Raw genomic sequence first — 21,693 nt, 5'->3', positions numbered from 1 at the left:
GCCACCCCGGCTCGCGACTGCGGGGCTCGCACAACCCGCTCACTCCTCGCGCTCACGTCTTTCCCCACTCCCTGCTTCTGCGTCGGGGCTCCGACGCCGGTGGCTCAACCCGTGCGGCGGGCCAGCCAGTGCACGCCCTGGAACCAGAGCACCGCGTACCCGATAGTGAACGCGAGCGCGGCCAACCCGCCGGTGAACAGCGGCGCGAGCCCGGACGCCAGGCCCGCCACCAGCAGCCCGGCGAGCACCGCGACCACTGCGGCGGACAACGCCGCGACCACCCGGGCCGCGCCGAAGTCCCAGGCCCGGAAGTCGTCCCAGAACAGCCAGGCCGGCAGGATCACCGCGAGCCAGCCGCTGGTACGGCCGAAGTCACCCGCGCCGGCCACGGCGAACGCCCAGTCGAAGAGCACCAGCGCCAGCACGCCGATCACCCAGCCGGCGAGGCTCACCCCGAGCAGGTCGCCCAGGGTCAGGATGCGTCCCTCGGCGTCCCGGCGGGGAAACCCGCTGCGCTGCTGCGCGGTCGGCTGCTGTCCGGTCATGGTGTGACGAGCATACGGCCGGGTCAGGCCCAGACCTGCTGCGGCTCGGCACGCCGAGACGCCAGCGACGGCGCCCGGTCGTACTCGCGGACGACGTTGTAGCGGGTGTCCCGCTCCACCGGCTGGAAACCGGCGTCCCAGATCAGGTGCAGCAGGTCGTCGCGGTGCATGGTGTTCGGGGTGCCGTACGAGTCGGCGTCGTGAGTGATCTTGTATTCGACGACCGAGCCGTCCAGGTCGTCCACGCCGAAGTTGAGCGAGAGCTGGGCCACCGACAGGCCGTGCATCACCCAGAAGTTCTTCAGGTGCGGGACGTTGTCGAACAGCAGCCGGGAGACCGCGAACGTCTTGAGCGACTCGGCCGGCGACGCCATCGTGGTCCGCGCCTGGATCCGGTTACGGATCTTGCCGTCCGCCGAGTCGACGAAGTCGTGCTGGTAGCGCAGCGGGATGAAGACCGCGAACCCGCCGGTCTGGTCCTGCAACTCGCGCAGCCGCAGCACGTGGTCGACCCGGTGCCGGGGCTCCTCGATGTGGCCGTAGAGCATCGTCGCCGGGGTCTTCATGCCCTTGGCGTGGGCCAACGCGTGGATCCGCGACCAGTCCTCCCAGTGGCAGTTGTGGTCGACGATGTGCTGGCGGACCTCCCAGTCGAAGATCTCCGCGCCGCCGCCGGTCAACGACTCCAGGCCGGCGTCCATCAGCTCGTCGAGGATCTCGTCGGCGGACAGGCCGCTGATCTTCTCGAACCACTGCACCTCGGTCGCGGTGAAGCACTTGAGCTTGACGTTGGGCAGCGCCGCCTTCAGCTCGCGCAGCACCTTGGGGTAGTAGCGCCAGGGCAGGGTGGGGTGCAGGCCGTTGACGATGTGCAACTCGGTGAGCTGCTCGTCCTCCATCTCCTTGGCCTTGCGGACCGCCTCCTCGATACGCATCGTGTACGCGTCCTTCTCGCCCGGCTTGCGCTGGAAGGAGCAGTACGCACACGAGGCGGAACAGACGTTCGTCAGGTTGAGGTGCCGGTTGACGTTGAACATCACCCGTTCGCCGTTCAACTCCGTACGCCGGTGGTGGGCCAGCCGGCCCAGCCAGGTCAGGTCGTCGCTCTCGTAGAGGGCGATCCCGTCCGAGCGGGTCAGTCGCTCCCCCGCGTACACCTTCTCTTCGAGCTCACGCTTGAGTCCGGCGTCCATCGAAAAGCCACGTCCCTTCCACCTGCGGTCCGATCGAGCCTACGTCGGACGACCGACAGGTCGGCAGGACGGGCACCGCCAGCGACCTACCTCACCCGCACTCCCAGGGTTCTCCAAGCTGCCACCGCATCGACATCGTTGTCCCGGTGCGGTAAGACAGGATGGGACGCGGCGCACAGCGGCGGCGTTCCGGGTCGCCGCGCCCCACCTCACGCGGTGACACCATCACGCGGCACAGGGAGCGGAATGGTCGACAGCGGGCACAGGCGACGGCAGCGACGACGCGTTCCGGTGATCTCCCCGGTGCTGCGTCCGGCGCTCTGGTCGGCCCTGCTCGGCGCGGTCGCCGCGATGGCCCTGGCCACCCCGGTCTACGCCGACCCGGCACTACCCAACACCGTCCCGGACACCGGTTCCCGGCCGGTGGCGACCGGCGCGCTGCGACTGCCCGGCGCGGCGGCTCCCGGCTATCCGACCGCCGGCCAGCCCGGCAGCCCGACCGCGCTGCCGGTCGGCGGGCTCCCGACCAGCCCGCTGCTGTCCCAGATCGACACCCTGACCGCGCAGAACGGTCAGCTCGCCGACCAGCTCCTCCAGCTCGAAAAGCAGCGCGACGACGCCCGGGTGCAGCTCACCGGCGTACAGGGCGAGCTGACCCGGGCCCGGGGCGCGCTGACCGTGGCCGAGCAGCGGGCCAACGCCGTCGCCGCGGACGCCTTCAAGGCCGCCGCCGCCCTGCCGCCCGGCGAGTTCGCCCGCGACCTGCACGGGCTGAGCGTCCTGCAACGGGTCTCCCGGGGCGAGCAGGCCGACGGCGAGACCACGGCGGCGGCCGGTGAACTCTCCCGGGCCCGTACGGCCGAGCAGGTCGCCGCCCAGGCGGTCACCGCCGCCACCGACCGGGTCCGGCGGGCCGAGGACCAGTTCGCCGCGGTACAGAAGGCGCTGCGCGACAACGACGCCAAGATCGCCAAGCTGCGGGCGGACAACCAGGCCCAGCTCATCGCCCTGGAGAAGCAGCAGGAGGCCGCCGAGCAGAAGCTCGGGTCGGCGTACGTCGAGGGGCAGAGCAGCAGCGGCCTGAACGCCAGCCCGCAGGCGCTCGCCGCCGTGCGGTACGCGCTGGCGCAGCTCGGCGACCCGTACCTCTGGGCGGCCGAGGGCCCGGACCGGTTCGACTGCTCGGGTCTGATGTGGGCGGCCTACCGGTCGGCGGGCTACTACGACCTGCCCCGGGTCGCCCGCGACCAGTACTACGCCACCCGCGGCCGGACGGTCTCGCAGAGCGCCCTGCTCCCCGGCGACCTGCTCTTCTTCGCCTCGGGTAGCAGCTGGACGACCATCCACCACGTCGCGATGTACATCGGCAACGGGCGGATGGTGCAGGCGCCGCGCAGCGGGGACGTGGTCAAGATCTCCCAGGTGCGGTGGTCCGGCCTCTACGCCTCCACCCGCGTCGTCGGCGCGGTGAACAGCCCCGGGGCCCCGGTCACCCAGCCCCCGCCGCCGACCCCGAAGCCCACCACGGCGTCGCCGAAGCCCACCACCCCCACGCCGAAGCCCACCACGGCGTCGCCGAAGCCGACCACGCCCACGCCCCGGCCCACCGGAGGGTCGACCACCGCGCCGACGAAGCCGCCGGCCACCCCGAGGCCGTCGGTCACCTCCACACCGCCGGACCCCACGCCGACCAGGACCGCCGACCCGACGCCGAGCCTCACCGGTTCCGGCACCCCGAGCCCGCAGGACAGCGGCACCGTGGAGAGCAGCCGGTCGGCGTCCGCCCCGGCGTCGGCGGGCGCTTCGGCGAGCACCGGGAGCTGACCGGCCGCCACCGTCCCGTCGGCACTCCGGCTGTGCCGACGGGACGAGATGTGGCACGGTGACACGAGGCACATCCGGTCACCGTTCGCGGGACGCGGGTGCGAGGGTGCACGGAGGGCGATCATGGGCGAGCAAGAGGTTCCGGTGGGGCACGTCGACCGGGGACCGGTGCCCGACCCGGCCGGACCCACCGCTCACGCCGACGAGGCCGGGCGGGCCACCCCGGAACCCGGCGACGCCCCGCCCCGCCCCGACCGGGTCACCAGCACCCCGGTCCGGCCCGGCCCGCCCGTCGACGGCACGGCCCGCGCCACGGCTAGCGTACGTACCGTGACCGCCCCGCCCGAGGGCGAGGACCTGCCGGCGGCGTCGACGACCGCGACCACCTACCGGGCCGGTACCCCGGCCGCCGCCGACCCGGCCGTCCCGGCCTCCCGAACACCCGAGCCGGCCGGCTCCGCCGACGGCGGCCCTACCCCGGGCGGCCCGGTCACCGCCCCGACCTCCCGGGCGTCCGACCCGGACGACCCCACCGGCGGCGGCCCGCCCGGCCCGGCGACCGTTCCCGGGCAGCGCGACGGCTCGGACGGCGGCCCGGCACGGGCCAGCGTCTCCGTCCCCGGGCTCAGCCGGGTCTCCGCCGCCGAGGCGGAGGGCGCGGCGGCCGACGCGGGCACCCGGCCCGGGGACGCCGCCCCCGGGGTGTACCGGTCGACGCCGGTCAACCCGGAGCCACCAGAGCCCGCGCAGCCCCCGGAGCCGGTCCAGCCTCCCACCCCGCCGACGCCGGAACCGGAGCCCGCCCCCGAACCGTCGCCGGCCCCCACGCCCGGGCCGGCCCCGACGCCGGGCACTCCCGAGCCGCCGACCCCCAGCCCGTTCCCCGCACCGGTCCCGCCGCTGCCCGGTCCACCGCCGGGTCCCGTTCCGGTACCTCCCGGCCCGGTCCCACCCGTACCGGGGCCACCGCTGCCGCCCCCGGGCCCGGCGGTGCCCCCGCCCCCGCCGCCACCCGGCCCGATGCCGGCACCCCCGTTCCCCCCGCCGCCGGCCATGCCCGGCACCCCGACGACCTTCCGGGCCAGCGCCTCCGTCACCGCGCCCGCGACCGGCGGCACCCTCGCCCCATCCACCTCGGCACCCCCGGCTTCCGCGCCCCCGGCCCCGGCCTCCCCCGTCTTCCGGCCGCCCGCCTCCGCACCCCCAGCCCCGTCCGCATTCACCCCGCCGACCTCCGCGCCCCCGGCACCCTCCGCGCCTCCCTCCGTGTTCACCCCGCCGACCTCCGCACCCCCGGCAACCTCCGCATTCACCCCGCCGACCTCGGTGCCTCCCGCCACGGCGGGTACCGGCCGAACGGATGCCGGCAGCGCGGGAACCGGCAGTGCGGCAGCCGGTACGGCCATGCCGACGTTCCGGACGCCGGTCGTGCCCGACCCGGTGGGTGACGGCGCGACCTCGGCGCTGCCGGTGGTGCCGGCCCCCGCGCTGCCCAGCTGGCCCGCATCCGGGTCCGCGCCGCGCCGCACGGCCGGCGACGCCACCCGCCCCTCCCCCGGTACGCCCTACCGGGGCGGCCCGGACCTGGCCAGCGTCGGGTACGGCGGCACCGACGGCCCGGGGCACGCCACGGTGGCCTTCCCGGCCGCCAACCCGGTGGAGAACTCCGGCTCGCTGACCGGGCACATCCTGGCCCAGGGCTGGTCCGACACGCCGGCCCCGCGATCCAGGACCACCCGGGTGGTGATCGTGCTCGCCGCCTCGCTGGGGCTGCTGGTGGCGATCAGCGTGCTGGTCGTCCTGCTCGCCAACGACGTGATGGACGGGCTGGTCGGCGGCATGCTGTCCCAGTGAGGCCGGCCCGACGGCGATGCCGGTGGAGGGGGACCGCCGGGCGGGTGGAAGATGCCCGGAACGGGTGAGTCCGCCCACTACCGGCTCGGGGCCCCCTGGCGACGTCACCGGAGCGCCGTACACTTGTCGGGATCACTGACCCGGCACGCGTGGCGTGCCCCTGGGCGATCTTGCGGGCGATTCGGCGGCGTACCCATGCTGCGGCGGGCCATCGCGAAGATGCGCCCCGCTCGAAAGGCATTTCTTGACCACCTCCGTTGACCCCGGCACCAGTCCGTCCGCCCACGACCTCCCGACCGACGACGTCGCCCCGGCCACCCCCGTCGGCTTCGCCGACCTGGGGCTGCCCCGGCAGCTCGTCGACGCCCTCGCCCGGCAGGGCATCACCACCCCGTTCGAGATCCAGCGGGCCACCGTGCCCGACGCCCTCGCCGGCCGGGACGTCCTCGGCCGGGGCCAGACCGGCTCCGGCAAGACCCTCGCCTTCGGCCTACCGATCGTCGCCCGGCTGGCCGAGCTGAACCGGGCCCGGCCGCTGCACCCGCGCGCCCTGGTCCTCGTCCCCACCCGCGAGCTGGCGATGCAGGTCAACGACGCGCTGCTGCCGCTGGGCAAGGCCGTCGGGATCTTCCTCAAGACCGCCGTCGGCGGCGTGCCGTACGACCGGCAGATCGACGCGCTGCGGCGGGGCGTCGAGATCGTCGTGGCCACCCCGGGCCGGCTCGGCGACCTGATCAGCCGGGGTGTCTGCGTCCTGGACGACGTCGAGGTGACCGTCCTCGACGAGGCCGACCAGATGGCCGACATGGGGTTCCTTCCCGAGGTCACCGAACTGCTCGCCAAGACCCCGGCGGGTGCCCAGCGGCTGCTGTTCTCGGCCACCCTGGACGGTGACGTCGACGCACTGGTCAAGCGGTTCATGACCGACCCGGTGACGCACTCGACCGCGCCGTCGACCGCGTCGGTGTCCACGATGGACCACCACCTGCTGCTGATCCCGCCGCACGACAAGTTCGCCGTGGCGGCGTCGATCGCGGCCCGGTCCGGCCGGACAATGCTCTTCGCCCGTACCCAGCTCGGTGTCGACCGGCTGGTGGAACAGCTCGGTGCGGTGGGCGTACGGGCCGGTGGGCTGCACGGCGGCAAGACCCAGCGGATGCGTACCAAGACCCTCGCCGAGTTCCGTGAGGGACGGATGGACGTGCTGGTCGCCACCGACGTGGCGGCCCGGGGCATCCACGTCGACGGGGTGTCGCTGGTCCTGCACATCGACCCGCCGAAGGACCCGAAGGACTACCTGCACCGGGCCGGCCGTACCGCGCGGGCCGGCGAGTCCGGCGCGGTGGCCACGTTGGTGCTGCCCAAGCAGCGGCGGACCACGCTGGCGATGCTGGAGAAGGCCGGCGTGGAGCCGGCCGAGACCCGGGTACGGGCCGGCGACGCGGTGCTCGCCGAGCTGACCGGTGCCCGCGAGCCCAGCGGTGTCCCGGTCCGTGAGGAGCCCGAGCCGCGTCGGCACGGCGACCGTCCGCGTCGCTTCGGCGACCGGGACGCCCGGGGCCACGGCGGCGACCGGGGCCACGGCGGCAGCCGGGACGGCCGCGGCGGCTACGGCGGGGAACGCCCACGTAGCAGCTACGGCACGGAGCGACCGGCCCGGGAGCGGAGCTACGGCGACCGGCCGACCGGGGACCGCCGCTACGGCGACCGCCCGTTCGGTGACCGCGCCGCCCGGGACGACCGCCCCACCGGCGACCGGGGCTACGACGACCGGGCCGGGGGCGGCGACCGGGGCTACCGCGAGCGCACCGGCGGCTACCGCGAGCACAGCGACCGCAGCGGCGGCGAGCGGGGCTACCGCGACCGCCCCACCGCCGGCTACGGCGACCGGACCACCGGCGGCCACGGCGAGCGGGCCGGCGGCGGGCAGGGCTTCGGCGACCGGACCGGCGGGGGCCACCGCGACCGGCCGGGTGGCGAGCGCGGCTACGCCGACCGTCCCCGGACGGACCGGAGCTACGGCGACCGGGGTTTCGGTGACCGGCGCTTCGGCGAGCGCAGCGAGCCGCGCTTCGGTGACCGGGACGCCCGGGGCGAGCAGCGGTCCGGTGAGCGCCGGTTCGGCGGCGGTGACCCGCGTGGCGCCGACCGTCGGGGCGGGTTCCGCACCGAGGGACGCGTCCGCGACGACCGGCCGCGCGACGACCGGCGGGGCTTCGGCGGACGGCCGCCGGCGCGTACCCACTGACCGGTTTTCCGACGCCGCCCCGGAGCACCCGCTCCGGGGCGGCGTTTCCGCATGCGCTGCCGTGGACGCCCTGCTGGCGTAACGTCCGGACCATGCCGAGGTCACTTTTCTGGAGCCGGACCGACACCGCCGGGGCCGAGCACGCCGTCCTCGACGACGGGGCCGGACTCACCGCGCACGGCACCCAACTGTCGGTCGACCCGATCCCCTACACCTGCCGCTACCGGCTGGTGACCGGTGCGGACGGGGCCACCACCTCGCTCGCCGTGGAGGTGGAGGGGGCCGGCTGGTCGCGGAGCGTACGGCTGGAACGCGGCGCGGACGCCTGGCGGGTGCGTACCGGCGAGCAGGGTGACCTGGACGCGGCGCTGCGGGCGGCCGGGCAGCCACCGGCCGGCTTGCCCGGCATCGAGGACACCGACCGGCTGCAACCGGCGCTCGACGTCGACCTGGGCGGCTCGGCCCTGTTCAACAGCCTGCCGATCCGTCGGCTGGGGCTGGCGGGGGCCGTGTCCAGCACCGAGCACCGGATCACCGTGGCGTGGGTGCTGGTGCCCAGCCTGGAGGTGGTGGCCGGCGAGCAGGTCTACACCGCGCTCGGTCCGGGTCGGGTGGGGTTCACCAGCGACACCTTCCGCACCGAGCTGGAGGTGGACGGCGAGGGGCTGGTCCGGCACTACCCCGGGCTGGCCGACCGGGCCGACCTGGGCTGACGGCGGAACCGGGCCGTGCCGGGTCAGCCCGGCCAGCTCCCGGTGGTGAGGAACCGGTCGATGGTGGCCAGGTGCGGGGCGAGGTCGAGGCCCTGCGCGGCCACCCAGCCGTCGTCGTAGTAGGTGTCGGCGTACCGGTCCCCGGCGTCGCAGATCAGCGTCACCACCGAGCCGGGTCGCCCCTGGGCGAGCAGTTCCGCGATCAGCCCGAACGCCCCCCACAGGTTGGTGCCGGTGGAGCCGCCGACCCGCCGGCCGAGCACCGCCGAGCCGGCCCGCATGGCGGCCAGCGACGCGGCGTCGGGCACCTGGGTCATCCGGTCGACCACCGAGGGGAGGAAGGACGCCTCGACGGTGGGTCGGCCGATCCCCTCGATCCGGGAGCCCCGGCCGGTGCGTACCGACCAGTCGGCGGCCTGCCAGGCCGGGTAGAACGCCGAGTTCTCCGGGTCGACCACGCAGAGTTTGGTGGGTAGCCGCTGGTAGCGGGCGTACCGGCCGATGGTGGCGCTGGTGCCGCCGGTGCCGGCGCCGACCACGATCCAGGCCGGCACGGGGTGCCGTTCCAACGAGAGCTGGGCGTAGATCGACTCGGCGATGTTGTTGTTGCCCCGCCAGTCGGTGGCCCGTTCGGCGTAGGTGAACTGGTCCATGAAGTGCCCGCCGCTGTCCTCGGCGAGCCAGCGCGCCTCGACCACGACCTTGGCCGGGTCGTCGACCAGGTGGCAGCGCCCGCCGTGGAACTCGATCTGGGCGATCTTCTCGGGTGAGGTGGAGGCGGGCATCACGGCGACGAACGGTAGCCCGAGCATCCGGGCGAAGTACGCCTCGGAGACCGCCGTCGAGCCGGAGGACGCCTCGATCACCGTGGTCGCCGGCCCGATCCAGCCGTTGCAGAGCCCGTAGAGGAACAGCGAGCGGGCCAGCCGGTGCTTGAGGGAGCCGGTGGGGTGCACCGACTCGTCCTTGAGGTAGAGGTCGATCCCCCACTGCCGGGGCAGCGGGAACGGCAGCAGGTGGGTGTCGGCGGACCGGTTGGCGTCGGCCTCCACGGCGGCGATCGCCTCGGTCACCCACACCCGGCTGGCCTCGTCGCACCGGTCGAGATGAGTCACGTCGGCAACGGTACAAGCGAGGTCAGCTCGGGTTCGGGCCGGCCCGGCGTCGTTGCCGGCGCTGCCCGGCCCGGTCCGCCGCCCGGATCACCGGGAGCAGGGCCAGCGCCAGCCGGGGGAAGGCGTCCAGCAGGCGTACCTGGGTGCCCTACCAGCGCGGCAGGCTGACCACCGGCCGGGGGCGGCAGGCCAGCCGGGCGACCGGGCCGCGACCCGTTCCGGGCGCAGCAGGGTGCCGGCGAAGGAGGCCGCCGCGCCGTCGTCGTCGAGCCGGTCGTGCAGCATCGGCGTCCGGATGCCGTCCGGGCAGAGGCAGGAGACGTGTACGTCACGCGGCCCGGCCGTCCGCAGGTCGGCGAGGGTGCCGGTGACCGGGATGCCGGCGCCAGCCCCGGTCGGCCGGTCAGGAGGCCGGCGGCTCGATCGGCTGGGGCCGGTTCTCCCACTTGGTCGACAGGGCGATGCCGGTGCGGGTGGAGGCCACCCCGGGGGTACGGCTCAGCCGCACGATCAGCTGTTCCAGCTCGGCGATGGTGCCCACCCGGGCCTTGAGCAGGAAGGATTCGACGCCGGCCATGAAGTAGCAGGACTCGATCTCGGGCATCTGCCGGAACGTCTCCAGCACGTCGTCGGTGTCCCCGCCGGAGTCCTCGACGATGCCGATGAGCGCGGTCACGCCGAGGCCGATCGCCTCCGGCTCGACCTCGGCCCGGTAGGCCCGGATGACGCCGCTGGACTCCAGCTTGCCGACCCGTTCGTGCACGGCCGGCGCGGAGAGGCCGACCTGCCGGGCCAGCTCGGCGTACGACAGGCGGGCGTTACCGCGTAGTAGTTCGACGAGGCTCCGGTCGATCGCGTCCACGGAGGGTGAGCCTATCCGTTGGGGCGTAACGTCCGGCGACCGGCATCCGTTGGATCTGACAGCAGGTGACAGTTCGCAGACCGACGGTCAAGGGAGTCCCGCGCCGGTACCATTTACTAACTTCCCACTCCGTGCTTTTTTCGCGTTTGGCGGACAGGCCAGTTCGCTGGTGCTGTAATTGCCATACGTCCCTCATGACGGCTCTGGGCTCGCACCGGCCGGGGGCAGTGTGTTCAGCCGAGGGCTTCGTCGACGCGAGGAGGGGGCTGTGGACACTGGAGATCGCCTGCTGACACCGGGTGAGGTCGCCGCACTGTTTCGGGTGGACCCGAAGACTGTGACGCGGTGGGCGGCGGCCGGCCGGATAGGCAGCATCCGGACTCCAGGCGGGCATCGCCGGTTTCGGGAATCCGAGGTGCGGGCCCTGCTGGAAGGGGAGGGCATGTTGGACGAGGCGGACGACATGGGCAAGCCACGCAACATGGGCCCAGCCGCCTCGACCGGGCCGGGTCCGGCCAATGCCGGGATGTACTGAATGGTGCGAGACGGACGCGCGGGCCGGCCGACGAGGCCGGCCCGTCGCCCATTGAACGGCTTTCGGCGGCGCGGCCTGTTCGCCGCCCGGGCCCTGCGCCAGGGCCCGGGCGGTAGCGGCCCGCGTGGGCTGATCATGACCCCGACCACCGGTCGGCTGTCGTCGGGGGCCGGTCAGCGTTCGGCGGCCAACTCGCCCGACCAGCGGCGGAACAGGGTGTGCGGCACACCCAGGGCGTCCAGCACCTTGCCGGCGACGAAGTCGACCAGCTGTTGTGCGGTCGCGGACGCCCCCGCGCCGTAGAAGCCGGGGCTGGCCGGCAGCACCACCGCGCCGGCGTCGTGCAGCGCGATCAGGTGTTCCAGGTGGCTGCGGGTCACCGGGGTCTCCCGGGGCACCAGCACCACCGGGCGTCGTTCCTTGAGGTTGACCTCGGCGGCGCGTTGCAGCAGGTCCTTCGACAGGCCGATGGCGATGCCGGCGCAGGCCGCCGTGCTGGCCGGCACGACCGCCATGCCGCGTACCCGGTAGGAGCCGCTGCTCGGGCCGGCGGCGATGTCGCCGGCCGGCCAGTGCCGCACGTCGTCGCCGGTGAGGTCCCGGCCCAGCCAACCGGCGAGGTCCTCGGCCCAGTGGCCGTCCCGGAACGGCCGGCCGGTCTCGTCCAGGACGGTCAGCCGGGCGGCCCGGGACACGATCAGGTCCACCGGCTGCCCGGCGTCGAGCAGGCCCCGGACGACGGCCGCCGCGTAGGGGGTGCCGGACGCCCCGGAAACCCCCACCACCCATGGTTCGCGCATACGCCCAGCCTGCCTGGTGTACGCCGACCGGCGACGCCCACCCCCGCAATCGACCCCGTCGGCACGGTACGGGACCGGCCGGTCGACCCACCGTCGCCGTACCGGTGGTCCGTGCCTCCGGCGGCAGGCCCGGACGGCACGTCAGCGCTGGACCTGCGATGCTGCGGACGGATGATCCACACGGTACGGGGGAGACATCGGTAATGGTCGACGAGATCCTCTGGTCGTTACGGTCGGCGTGCCCGATCCCGCCCCGGCTCTCCCCGTACGCCGACGGGGTGCAGGAGTGGTTGCTGGAGCTGCTGCCCCGACTGGGTCTGCCGTTGGGCGCCGAGGCGCTGCACCGGCTCGACCGGGCCGGCTTCGCCCGGTACGCGGGCCGTCTCTACCCGGACGCCAGCGAGCCGGACCTGCGTACCGTGTCGGCCCTTTTCACCTGGTTCTTCCTGGTCGACGACGCCTGCGACGGGCCGGACCGGCTGCCCTCGGAGCAGATCCGGGCGCTGCGCCGCGGGACGCTGACCCTGCTGCACGACGGGCCCCGTCGGCGGCACCCGGGATTCGGGGGGCCGCTGCGCCGGCTGCTGGTCGAGGCGTGGCGGATGCCCCGCCGCCGGATGCCGGCGCGCTGGCGGCTGCGGTTCGCCGACGCGGTCGCCGACCACCTGGACGGCAACTGGCGGGAGGCGGTGGCGAAGGAGAGCGGCCGGACGCCCGGCGTGGCCGAGTACGTGACGCTGCGCCGGGCCACCTCGGCGGCGTACGTGTCGTATCCGCTGATCGAGTTCGTCGGGGGCCGGGCGCTGCCGGACGCGGTCTACCACCATCCGCTGCTGCGCCGGATCGGTGAACTCGGCAACGACCTGCTCTCCTGGTACAACGACCTCGCCTCGATGGAACGGGACCGGACCACCTCGGGCGGGCACAACCTGGTGCTGGCGCTGGCCGACGAACGGGCCGTGCCGGTGGAACGGGCCGCCGAGCTGGTCGCCGAGCGCTGGCGGGACACGATGACCCGGTTCCAGGTGCAGTGCGCGGCCGTCCCGTCGTTCGGCCCGGCGCTGGACGACTCCGTCGCCGCACACCTCGACGGCATCGCGAACGCCGTCCGCGGCACCATCGACTGGACCCTGGAAAGCGCCCGCTACCCCGTCCACCCCCACCCCTGACAGCCCCCACCCCCAGCCACCCCACCCCACTGCGCCCCCGCCCCGCTGGGCCCCACCCCACTGGGACCCACCCCGGTGATCAAGAGGTTTACGTCAACTCGAAGATCAAACTTGACGTAAACCTCTTGATCAACTGACGCAAACCTCTTGATCACCGGGGGCAGCGGGCCGAGCACAGGACAGAGCAGGGTGCAGGACAGTGCAGCGCCGGATTGCGCAGTAGGGAAGAGGCGGGATCAGGGGCGCAGGTCGAGGCGGATCACCAGGTCGAGCAGGGCGAAGACGAACAGGGCGATGCCGACGAAGCCGTTGGCGGTGAAGAAAGCCCGGTTGACCCGGCTCAGGTCGGTCGGGGTGACCACCACGTGCTGGTAGCCGAACGCGACCGCGGTGAGGGCCAGCCCGATCCACCAGGGCCAGCCGAAGCCGACCAGCGCACCGAACCAGATGAACAGCGCGAACGTCACCACGTGCGCCACGGTGGAGGCGTGCAGCGCGAAGCGCCGCCCGTAGCGGGCGGGGACGCTGCGTACCCCGATCCGCCGGTCGACCTCGTCGTCCTGGCAGGCGTAGATCAGGTCGAAGCCGCCGATCCACAGCCCGACGGCCGCGCCGAGCAGCCAGGCCGGCCCCGAGCCGGTGAAGGTGCCGGTGACCGCGAGCCAGGCGCCGACCGGGCCGACCGCCTGGGCGATCGCCAGGATGGCGTGCGGCCAGTCGGTGAACCGCTTGCCGTAGGGGTAGACGACCAGCGGGATCACGGCGAGCGGGGCGAGCACCAGGCAGAGCGGGTTGAGCAGGGCGGCGGCGGCGAGGAAGACCACCAGGGCGACGGCCGCGCCGGTCCAGGCCGTCCGCACGCTCACCGCCCCGGTGACCAGTTCCCGCCCGGCGGTACGCGGGTTCCGCGCGTCGATCCTCCGGTCGAGGATGCGGTTGGCGGCCATGGCGAACGTCCGTGCGCCGACCATCGCCACGGTGATCAGCAGCAGGTCTGCCCAGCGCACCCGCCCGCCGTTGACCTGCATGGCGGTCAGCGCCGACAGGTACGCGAACGGCAGCGCGAAGACGGAGTGCTCGATCGCGACGAGCTTGAGGAAGGACTTGACCCGGCCGGGGCGGGCGGCCGGGGCGACGGCGGTGGCCATCAGAGCCCGTACTCCTTCCAGCGCTTGTCGACCAGGGAGGTGACCTCCGGTGACATGGTCATCTCCTCCGGCCAGCCTCGGGTGTAGCCCTCGGTGGGCAGCTTGCGGGTCGCGTCGACGCCGACCTTGCCGCCCCAGAACTGCTGGTAGGACGAGTGGTCGAGGTGGTCCACCGGGCCCTCGGTGAGCAGCAGGTCGCGGGCGTAGTCGACGTTGCCGAAGGCCCGGAACGCGACCTCGTGGTAGTCGTGCACGTCGCAGTCCTCGTCGACGATCACGATCAGCTTGGTCAGCGACATCAGGTGCGCGCCCCAGATGGCGTTCATGACCTTCTGCGCGTGCTTCGGGTAGCGCTTGCGGATCGACACGATCGCGCAGTTGTGGAACACCCCGGCGGCCGGCAGGTCGTAGTCGACGATGTCCGGGATCATCAGCTTGAGCAGCGGTTGGAAGATCCGCTCGGTGGCCTTGCCGAGGCCGTGGTCCTCCTGCGGCGGCTTGGACGTGACGATCGAGTGGTAGACGGGGTTACGTTGCATGGTCATCGTCTCGATGTGCAGCACCGGGAACGGTTCGACCGGGGTGTAGAAGCCGGTGTGGTCGCCGAACGGCCCCTCGGGCAGCCGCTCACCAGGTTCCAGGTAGCCCTCCAGCACGATCTGCGCGTGCGCCGGCACCTGCAACGGGACGGTGAGGCAGTCGACCATCTCGACCCGTTCGCCGCGCAGGAACCCGGCGAACAGGTATTCGTCGATGTCACCGGGGAGCGGCGCGGAGGCGGCGTAGCTGACCACCGGGTCGCAGCCGATGGCGATGGCGACGGGCAGCCGCTGGCCGAGCCGCTCGGCGACCGCGTGGTGGGCGGTGGAGTCCTTGTGGATCTGCCAGTGCATGCCGAGCGTGTTGCGGGAGTGCTGCTGGAGGCGGTAGAGCCCCAGGTTGCGTTTGCCCGTTTCCGGGTGCTTGGTGTGGGTCAGCCCGTAGTTGTGGAAGATCCCGCCGTCACCCGGCCAGACCTGGAGGCCGGGCAGCCGGTTCAGGTCGACGTCGTCACCGGAGTAGACCACCTCCTGGCAGGGGGCGGTCTTGACCTTGCGCGGCGGCACCGACTTGAGCTGCATGACCTTGCCCAGGCCCTCGCGGATGCCGGACCAGCCCACCGGCAGCTCCGGCTTGATCAACGCACCGATCCGGTCGCCGATCTCGTTCAGCGACTCGACGCCGAGCGCCATCGCCATCCGCTTCTCGGTGCCGAACAGGTTGATCGCCACCGGCATCTCGCCCCGGGTGGGCCGCTCGAACAGCAGCGCCGGCCCGCCGGCCCGGACCGTCCGGGTGACCACCTCGCTGATCTCCAGCGTGGGGTCCACCGGGACGGTCACCCGCCGCAGCTCGCCCGCGCGCTCCAGCGCCGCGAGGAAGTCCTTGAGATCGGTGTACGGGAAGCCACGAGCCGCCATACGGCCAGTCTCCCGCACCGCTGCCGGCACCGCCCACGCTGGGTGGGGCCGGGCGGTGTGCGTCTCCCCACCCGGGCCGGCACGCCTCCCCGCGCGGGCAGACGCGTCTCTCCGGCCGACAGTTGCTCGTTGCACGGGTGACGGTGGGGCGGGTGCCAGCCGGCGACGTCGGGACGGGGGCGGGGGGCGGGATGGGCGACGGACGGGTTCCGGCGGGGTTCACCGAGCAGCGGGCGCAGGTCGGTGACGTGGCGATCAACTACGTCCGGGGCGGCCGGGGGCCGACCCTGGTGCTGCTGCACGGCTATCCGCAGTGCTGGCGGATGTGGCGGGCGCTGCTGCCGGAACTGGCCGCGACGTACCAGGTGGTCGCCCCCGACCTGCGCGGTTTCGGCGACAGCGACGCCCCACCCGACGGGTACGACAAGTTGACCGTCGCCGCCGATCTGCACGGCCTGTTGACCGGGCTGGGCCTGGCCGACGGCATCCGGCTGGTCGGTCACGACGTGGGCACCATGGTCGCGTACGCCTACGCCGCCGCCCACCCCGACGCGGTGTCCCGGCTGGTGCTGACCGAGGCGCCGATCCCGGACGAGAGCATCTACACGTTCCCCGCGCTGACCGCCGCCGGTCCGGCGGTGTGGAACTTCGGCTTCTTCAGCCTCACCAACGGCCTGCCGGAGGACCTGGTCACCGGCCGGGAGGCACGCTGGGTGGACCGCTTCACCGACTCGATCATGGTGAACAAGGGCAGCATCAGCCCGGACGACATCGCGGAGTACGCCCAGCACCTGACCGATCCGGCCCACCTGCGGGCCAGCTTCGGCTACTTCCGCGCCTTCGGGCAGGACGTCGCGGACAACGCCGCGTACCGGGAGAATCCGCTGCCGATGCCGGTGCTGGCCGTCGGCGCGGCGGCCAGCCTCGGCGGACAGGTCGCCGACCAGGTACGCCGCTACGCCCGCATGGTCGACGGCCGGGTGGTCGCCGACTGCGGCCACTGGCTGTTCGAGGAGCGCCCCGCCGAACTGACCGCCCTCCTGCTCCCTTTCCTGCATGACTGACAGCCCCGGTCTGGCGAGATCAGGTCGAGCCGGATGTCGGACGTGCGGCGAAGGCGCCTCGCCGAAGGGTTACGCCGCGTCCGCCCGGCCTTCGGCGGTTCGGGCGGTTACGACACGACGCAGCACGTCAAGGGCGTGCTCGGCTTCGTCGTGGCTCACTGGCTCGGTGCGAATGGTCACGTACCTGGTCAGAGCGTCGCGGATGATGTCGGAGCGACGGCTCGCGGTCTGCTCGGCGAGGCGGTCAAGGTGCTTCACCAGCGCCACCGGCAGCCGGGTGCTGACCAGCACCATCGGTGTCTCGGGTGCGGTGCCGGAAGCTGGCGTCGCCGTCATGGACCTGATGACCGGCGCCAGGCTGTCGGTGTGCTGGAACCAGGCCACGACCTCGTCTTTGGTCATCCGCTCAAAGTCCGGCTCGGTCATAGGACTCGCCTCCTCCATTCGTCGAGGTCTGCGCCGCGTAGGGGCCGGGCCCCGATGATTTTGTATGTGTTCGTCGCACCAATGCGGTCACACAGTGCGGCAATCACTCGACCACTGTCGGCCATCCCCATGATGATGAGCAGCAGATCCCCGAGAGCGCGCTCGTGGCGTAGGCCCGCCGGGGCGTACAGCGCCTGGGTCGTCTCGTCCACGCCGACGCCGTTGCGGCTGGCGTTGTCCAGGCCCTCGTCGGTCCAGACATACTCGCGATCCGACACCCCTCAAGCGTAACACGTTGTAATACGTCCGCTGTGGATCGCTGCGATCAGGCCGCCGGCTCCCAGGCGTAACCGGTCAGGGGCGGGTCGAGCGGGGCGCGGGTGAGCCGGTTGGCGAGGGTCGAGATGGTGTACGTCCCGACCCCGAGCACCACGTCCAGGGCGTGCCGGGGCCGGTAGCCGGCGTCGAGGAAGGCGGTCAGCTCGTCGTCCGGGACGTCACCGGCGTGGTCGAGGACGGCGAGGGTGAACCGGCGCAGCGCCGCCAGCCGGGGTTCCGGCAGCTCGGTGCCGTCGCGCAGCGCGGCGATCAGTTCAGCGGCGGCACCCAGCCGGTGCAGGGTGACGGTGTGCATCGCCACGCAGAGGTGGCACCGGTTGCGGGTGGCCACCGTCAGCACCACCACCTCCCGCTCGACCGGTGCGAGGTCGGTGGCCTCGAAGGTGGCGGAGGCCGTCAGGAACCCCTTGAGCAGTTCCGGGGATTCGGCCATCAGGCCGACCGCGCCGGGCAGGTGGCCGAGCCGGCGGTGCACGCCGGCCATGGTCGTGCGGGCCGGGTCGGGCGCGGTGTCGAGGGTGTGGACGGGGAAGGCCGGTCGGGACATGGCGGCACCTCTCACATACGATAGTCAACGTGGTTGTCCAAACAGTAAACCAGGTTGTCGAACGTGTCGACGGCTGACCCCGAGCGCCCCGGCTTCGTGCTGCCGTTGCTGCTGCTCGCCGGCTTCCGCAGCCTCATCGACGAGCTGCACGCCGAGTTGGCCCGGCAGGGCCACCCGGAGCTGCGGCCGGCGCACGGCTTCGTGCTCCAGGCCGTCGGGGTCGACGGCACCACCGCGTCCGACCTGGGGCACCGCCTGGGCGTCTCGAAGCAGGCCGCCGGCAAGACCGTCGACCGGCTGGTCACCCTCGGCTACCTGGAACGCGCCGACGACCCGGCCGACGCCCGCCGCAAACTGGTCCGGATGACGGAGAAGGGTGTCGACGGACTACGCCGGTCGGCGGTGCTCTTCGACGCGTTGCGGGAGCGCTGGGTGGCGCGACTCGGCGCGGAGCGGGTGGCCGCCCTGGAGGACGACCTGCGCGCGGTCACCCCGCCGGATTCCTTCCGCCTCGACGTACCCGGCTGGTTCGGCACCTGACCACTCCAGAGCCGAGCAACGACGATCCGGGCGCGGGACACGGCACGCATCAACTCCTGCACCGACGATGCGGGCGGAAGCACCGGCAGGAGCAGCCCGGTTCGGGTCAGGCGGTTCGCGGTGCTGCCGTGCTGGCCCGGGTCACCAGCCGGTTCGGCACCAGGCTGGTACCGGGCTCGACGGGCTGGTTGCGGATCTGTCGCAGCGCGGTCTCGACGCATCTGCGGCCTACTTCGGCGAAGTCCTGATGGATCGTGGTCAGCGGTGGGATGAACGAGGCGCTGTCCGGGATGTCGTCGAAGCCGATCACGCTGATGTCGCGGGGAACGACCCGTTGCTTCTCGTGCAACGCCCGCAGCACGCCGAGGGCCATCTGGTCGTTGCCGGCGAATACCGCGGTGCACGACGCCTCGTCTGCCAGCAGGAGGCCGGCGCGGTAGCCGGATTCGGCCGACCAGTCGCCGCGGTACATCGCCGGTACGGGCCGACCCGCCCCTTCGAGCACGCAGCGCCACGCCGTCGCCCGACGCCCGGCGGCGAAGGACTCCGGCGGCCCGGCGACGTGCCAGACGGTGTGGTGGCCGAGGTCGAGCAGGTGTTGGACGGCCTGCCGCGCGCCGTCGGCCTGATCGGTGTCCACCACGCTGTAACGGTCGCCGGCATCGGAGTCGACGACCACGACATGCACCCCTGGCGGGAGGACGAAATTCGCGGCGTCGAGCAGATGCACCTCCATCACCACGATGACGGCGTCCACCGCCAACTCGCCCAGTCGGGTGAACGCGCCCAGCACGCCGTGCTGGGTGGGTGTCGCCACGGGCATGAGCGTGATCACGTAACCGGCACGGCTGGCGTGGGTGGCGATCGCCTCGAGCAGCCGGCTGTTTCCCGTGGTGGACAGTGTGAAGATGATGACGCCGATGGTGCGGAACTCGCCGTTCTTCAGCGCCCGGGCCGCGCTGTTGGGCCGGTAGCCCAACTGCTGCATCGCCGCGAGAACCTGTTGGCGGGTGGACGCGACAACCCCGGGATGGCCGGTGGAGACGCGGGATACCGTCTGCGCGGAGACCCCGGCCGCTCGGGCCACGTCCGCCATCGACACGCGCCGGTGACGCCGGGTGATGCCTGACGATCCTGCGAGGGCCCGCGGCACACCGTCCGGCGATGCTGGGATCATCGCTACGGTGCTCCTTTCGCAGCCCGGCGGGCTGTTGAACGACACGATAAAGCAGCTGTCCGGTTCTTGCGCCATCCGAGGCTGGTGACATTATCGCCGACGATGTTTACGTAAACATCAGCAGCTTCCAACTGCTCGACGGCGACCCGATCGTGAACACCGGCGAGGATGCCAGGACCCGTGGCCCGAACGGTCTGGCGCCCCGGGGGCGTCGCCGTCGTGGAGACGACCCCGTAGAAAGACGTCGGAGGGATCCGGAACAGGCGTTCCGGATCCCTCCGACGTCAGGTTGGTGTCAGCCGCGGGTCCACCGCTGGTTGGCGCCTCCGTTGCAGGTCCACATGTTCACCGCTGATCCGTTCGCGGTCGCGTTGTTGGCGACGTCCAGGCACAGCCCGGACTGGACTCCCACCACGGTGTTGTTGGTGAGGGTCCACTGCTGGTTGGCACCGCTGCCGCAGTCCCAGAGGACCGCCGTGGCGCCCGGCGTCGTGCTCTGGCCGGAGACGTCCAGGCACTTGCCGAGCGACTGCAACTGGCGGGTGGAGGCGTTGTACGTCCACTGCTGGTTGGCCCCGGTGTGGCAGTCCCAGAGCGCCGGCCTGGTCCCGTTTGCGGAGTTGCTGTTCGGCACGTCGAGGCAACGACCCGACTGAGCGCCGATCAGCCTCGCCGTCGTTGTCCCCGTGGACGGGACCGGCGTTGTCGGCACGACGCCGCCCAGGTCGATGGTGCTGTACGTGACGGAGTTGACGGTGCTGCCGTTGTAGCCGCCGCTGAGCACCACCAGGCTGTGGCCGTCGGCCAGCGGAACCATGCCGCGGCTGTAGCCGCCGGCGACCTTGGAATCGACACGGGTCCAGGCGTTCGCGGCACCACCCTGGGTGTTGACGAACACGTCGGTTGTGCTTTGCGCACTGACGACGAGGGTGCCGTTGGAGCCGCCGGTGGGAAGCCAGGTGATGTACGGGTTCCAGAAGGCGGTGTGGCCGTCGGTCGACCTCAGGACCTGGCCGGTGACTGAGCCGAACGCCTCGGGGTTGGAGGAGATCTTGTAATAGACCGCGAGGTTCCCCGCTGGCGAGCCCCCGTACTCGTACGTCATCACGTAGTTGCCGTTCGGCAGCTTCGCAACTGTCGACATGCCGGGCCGGTCGCTCTGGGTGGAGGTCGCCACGTCGTCGACGACGGGGCCCCAGTTGATGCCGTCCGTGCTGACCTGGTGCACCAGCTTCTGGCTGTGGCTGCTGTCTCGCTCGTCGGAGTAGTAGACGATGAGTCTGTTGCCGTTGACCAGGAAGAAGGGTTCCCAGACCGGTCTGCCCGCGCCGTTGGCGATGTTCTTGACGAAGGTCCAGGTCTGCCCTTGGTTCGTGCTGGCGTACATGTCGATCTTGAACCCGGAGCGGTTACTGGGGACGGAGTCGCCGGCGGCCAGGATGGTCCCGGCGGGGAAGTTGCCGATCGCGGTGGGCAGTTCGAACAGCTGTGGCTGCCAGCGCATGCCCCAGCCGTTCTGCGTGTCGGCGACTTCCGAGATCTTGGTCCAGGAGTTGCCGGTGTCGGTGCTGCGGTAGATCGGGAAGACGGGCTTGCCGGTGGTGTACTGCTCGAAGGTGGCGAGCATGGTGCCGTTGGCCGACCCGCTGTGCTCCAGCCGTATCCCCCTGGGGTAGAGCGTGCCGGGGGCGGGGGTGCCGGGCGGCGGGGTGTACATGGTCTGCGAGGAGCGGGTGATGGCCTCGCTCACCGTGGGGAGGAGGACCGTGCCGACCGCCGCGACCAGGGCGAGCAGCAGGAGCAGGACAAGGAGGGGGAAGGGACGGGAAAGCGGGGCGGCGCCGGATCTGACGCCTGTCTGCTTCGGGAACATGTGCGGCTCCAATAGCGGGGGAACGAGGTTCTCGTCCGGGTCCGCCGCGTCGGGAGTTACCAGGTGGCGGTACGGCGGAGTTCAGGGAACTGTCAGCCGGGCGAGTTGGTGTCCAGCGGCTGGTCGTTGTCCTCGTAGGGTGCGTCGCTATCAAGGGGGTACGAGCACCCAGGCGATGCGCCTGTCCAGCTTTCCCATGGAGAGTCTCTCCTCCCAGGCGGGTGGGCCAGGGGTCAAGGCGTCTCCCCCGCCGGCCGCCAA

At 72.4% G+C, this 21,693-nt stretch carries 21 protein-coding genes; 8 read left to right on the top strand and 13 right to left on the bottom strand.

The window, feature by feature from the left end:
* Nucleotides 1–104 precede the first annotated feature (104 nt).
* Entirely contained in the window at nucleotides 105–545 is a 441-nt protein-coding gene (locus FJK98_RS01715) for a hypothetical protein (RefSeq protein WP_145917439.1), read from the bottom strand.
* 23 nt (nucleotides 546–568) lie between these two features.
* Complete coding sequence (mqnE, locus tag FJK98_RS01710; protein WP_145917438.1) at nucleotides 569–1,738, bottom strand: aminofutalosine synthase MqnE; 1,170 nt, start codon at nucleotides 1,736–1,738, stop codon at nucleotides 569–571.
* Between the two features lie 246 nt (nucleotides 1,739–1,984).
* Between mqnE and FJK98_RS01705 the strand changes: the two genes are divergently transcribed.
* The 4 genes from FJK98_RS01705 (at nucleotide 1,985) to FJK98_RS01690 (ending at nucleotide 8,377) form a co-directional block, all read left to right on the top strand.
* The gene (locus FJK98_RS01705; RefSeq protein WP_145917437.1) at nucleotides 1,985–3,562 is read left to right on the top strand and encodes a C40 family peptidase; all 1,578 of its coding nucleotides are present in this window, start codon (nucleotides 1,985–1,987) and stop codon (nucleotides 3,560–3,562) included.
* A 123-nt stretch (nucleotides 3,563–3,685) separates the two neighbouring features.
* Nucleotides 3,686–5,416: a hypothetical protein gene (locus FJK98_RS33785; protein ID WP_145917436.1), complete on the top strand. Its 1,731-nt coding sequence runs from the start codon at nucleotides 3,686–3,688 to the stop codon at nucleotides 5,414–5,416.
* Nucleotides 5,417–5,660: 244 nt separating this feature from the next.
* Nucleotides 5,661–7,664, top strand: a complete 2,004-nt coding sequence (locus FJK98_RS01695; RefSeq protein ID WP_145917435.1) for a DEAD/DEAH box helicase — start codon at nucleotides 5,661–5,663, stop codon at nucleotides 7,662–7,664.
* Between the two features lie 92 nt (nucleotides 7,665–7,756).
* The gene (locus FJK98_RS01690; protein WP_145917434.1) at nucleotides 7,757–8,377 is read left to right on the top strand and encodes a putative glycolipid-binding domain-containing protein; all 621 of its coding nucleotides are present in this window, start codon (nucleotides 7,757–7,759) and stop codon (nucleotides 8,375–8,377) included.
* A gap of 23 nt (nucleotides 8,378–8,400) precedes the next feature.
* On the opposite strand, the gene FJK98_RS01685 is transcribed toward FJK98_RS01690, so the two are convergent.
* The 3 genes from FJK98_RS01685 to FJK98_RS01675 all read right to left on the bottom strand — a co-directional run bounded on the left by FJK98_RS01685 (nucleotide 8,401) and on the right by FJK98_RS01675 (nucleotide 10,354).
* Complete coding sequence (locus tag FJK98_RS01685; protein ID WP_145917433.1) at nucleotides 8,401–9,492, bottom strand: PLP-dependent cysteine synthase family protein; 1,092 nt, start codon at nucleotides 9,490–9,492, stop codon at nucleotides 8,401–8,403.
* 87 nt (nucleotides 9,493–9,579) lie between these two features.
* Nucleotides 9,580–9,777, bottom strand: a complete 198-nt coding sequence (locus FJK98_RS33780; protein WP_228543997.1) for a hypothetical protein — start codon at nucleotides 9,775–9,777, stop codon at nucleotides 9,580–9,582.
* A 118-nt stretch (nucleotides 9,778–9,895) separates the two neighbouring features.
* Nucleotides 9,896–10,354, bottom strand: coding sequence for an Lrp/AsnC family transcriptional regulator (locus FJK98_RS01675; protein WP_088642067.1), 459 nt, complete (start codon nucleotides 10,352–10,354; stop codon nucleotides 9,896–9,898).
* Nucleotides 10,355–10,622: 268 nt separating this feature from the next.
* Between FJK98_RS01675 and FJK98_RS01670 the strand changes: the two genes are divergently transcribed.
* Nucleotides 10,623–10,889 (top strand): BldC family transcriptional regulator, encoded by a 267-nt coding sequence (locus FJK98_RS01670; protein ID WP_145917432.1) that lies wholly within the window; start codon nucleotides 10,623–10,625, stop codon nucleotides 10,887–10,889.
* A gap of 173 nt (nucleotides 10,890–11,062) precedes the next feature.
* Here the strand turns inward: FJK98_RS01670 and FJK98_RS01665 are convergent, their stop codons facing one another.
* Nucleotides 11,063–11,689, bottom strand: a complete 627-nt coding sequence (locus FJK98_RS01665; RefSeq protein ID WP_145917431.1) for a UbiX family flavin prenyltransferase — start codon at nucleotides 11,687–11,689, stop codon at nucleotides 11,063–11,065.
* A 203-nt stretch (nucleotides 11,690–11,892) separates the two neighbouring features.
* Here FJK98_RS01665 and FJK98_RS01660 point away from each other — a divergent pair, with 203 nt between their 5' ends.
* A complete protein-coding gene (locus FJK98_RS01660) occupies nucleotides 11,893–12,858 on the top strand; it encodes a terpene synthase (protein WP_145917430.1) in 966 nt (321 codons plus the stop codon).
* Between the two features lie 236 nt (nucleotides 12,859–13,094).
* Here the strand turns inward: FJK98_RS01660 and mqnP are convergent, their stop codons facing one another.
* Both mqnP and FJK98_RS01650 read right to left on the bottom strand, forming a co-directional pair.
* On the bottom strand, nucleotides 13,095–14,006 hold the full coding sequence (gene mqnP / locus FJK98_RS01655) for a menaquinone biosynthesis prenyltransferase MqnP (protein WP_145917429.1): 912 nt from the start codon (nucleotides 14,004–14,006) through the stop codon (nucleotides 13,095–13,097).
* On the bottom strand, nucleotides 14,006–15,466 hold the full coding sequence (locus tag FJK98_RS01650; RefSeq protein WP_145917428.1) for a menaquinone biosynthesis decarboxylase: 1,461 nt from the start codon (nucleotides 15,464–15,466) through the stop codon (nucleotides 14,006–14,008). The genes mqnP and FJK98_RS01650 overlap by 1 nt, the downstream gene beginning before the upstream one ends.
* Before the next feature lie 191 nt (nucleotides 15,467–15,657).
* On the opposite strand from FJK98_RS01650, the gene FJK98_RS01645 reads away from it, so the two are divergent.
* Nucleotides 15,658–16,530 (top strand): alpha/beta fold hydrolase, encoded by an 873-nt coding sequence (locus FJK98_RS01645; RefSeq protein WP_145917427.1) that lies wholly within the window; start codon nucleotides 15,658–15,660, stop codon nucleotides 16,528–16,530.
* Nucleotides 16,531–16,599: 69 nt separating this feature from the next.
* Here FJK98_RS01645 and FJK98_RS01640 read toward each other — a convergent pair whose 3' ends face one another.
* From FJK98_RS01640 to FJK98_RS01630, 3 genes are read right to left on the bottom strand one after another with little or no spacing between them, the layout of a single operon-like run.
* Entirely contained in the window at nucleotides 16,600–16,956 is a 357-nt protein-coding gene (locus tag FJK98_RS01640) for a ribbon-helix-helix protein, CopG family (RefSeq protein ID WP_168222363.1), read from the bottom strand.
* On the bottom strand, nucleotides 16,953–17,234 hold the full coding sequence (locus FJK98_RS01635) for a hypothetical protein (protein ID WP_145917425.1): 282 nt from the start codon (nucleotides 17,232–17,234) through the stop codon (nucleotides 16,953–16,955). Before FJK98_RS01635 ends, FJK98_RS01640 begins: the two co-directional genes overlap by 4 nt.
* A 47-nt stretch (nucleotides 17,235–17,281) precedes the next feature.
* Nucleotides 17,282–17,842 carry a carboxymuconolactone decarboxylase family protein gene (locus FJK98_RS01630; protein WP_145917424.1) on the bottom strand — a complete coding sequence of 187 codons (561 nt, stop codon included), beginning with the start codon at nucleotides 17,840–17,842 and terminating at the stop codon, nucleotides 17,282–17,284.
* A gap of 63 nt (nucleotides 17,843–17,905) precedes the next feature.
* On the opposite strand from FJK98_RS01630, the gene FJK98_RS01625 reads away from it, so the two are divergent.
* The gene (locus FJK98_RS01625) at nucleotides 17,906–18,382 is read left to right on the top strand and encodes a MarR family winged helix-turn-helix transcriptional regulator (RefSeq protein ID WP_145917423.1); all 477 of its coding nucleotides are present in this window, start codon (nucleotides 17,906–17,908) and stop codon (nucleotides 18,380–18,382) included.
* A 106-nt stretch (nucleotides 18,383–18,488) separates the two neighbouring features.
* On the opposite strand, the gene FJK98_RS01620 is transcribed toward FJK98_RS01625, so the two are convergent.
* Both FJK98_RS01620 and FJK98_RS01615 read right to left on the bottom strand, forming a co-directional pair.
* Complete coding sequence (locus tag FJK98_RS01620) at nucleotides 18,489–19,634, bottom strand: LacI family DNA-binding transcriptional regulator (protein WP_240762549.1); 1,146 nt, start codon at nucleotides 19,632–19,634, stop codon at nucleotides 18,489–18,491.
* Between the two features lie 220 nt (nucleotides 19,635–19,854).
* Complete coding sequence (locus FJK98_RS01615; protein ID WP_145917422.1) at nucleotides 19,855–21,432, bottom strand: ricin-type beta-trefoil lectin domain protein; 1,578 nt, start codon at nucleotides 21,430–21,432, stop codon at nucleotides 19,855–19,857.
* Nucleotides 21,433–21,693: the final 261 nt, after the last annotated feature.

The organism is Micromonospora sp. HM134 (genome assembly GCF_007833915.1).
Lineage (GTDB): Bacteria > Actinomycetota > Actinomycetes > Mycobacteriales > Micromonosporaceae > Micromonospora > Micromonospora wenchangensis.
Note: the sequence above shows the minus strand (reverse complement) of the source record. Positions and strands in the feature narration are given on the sequence as shown.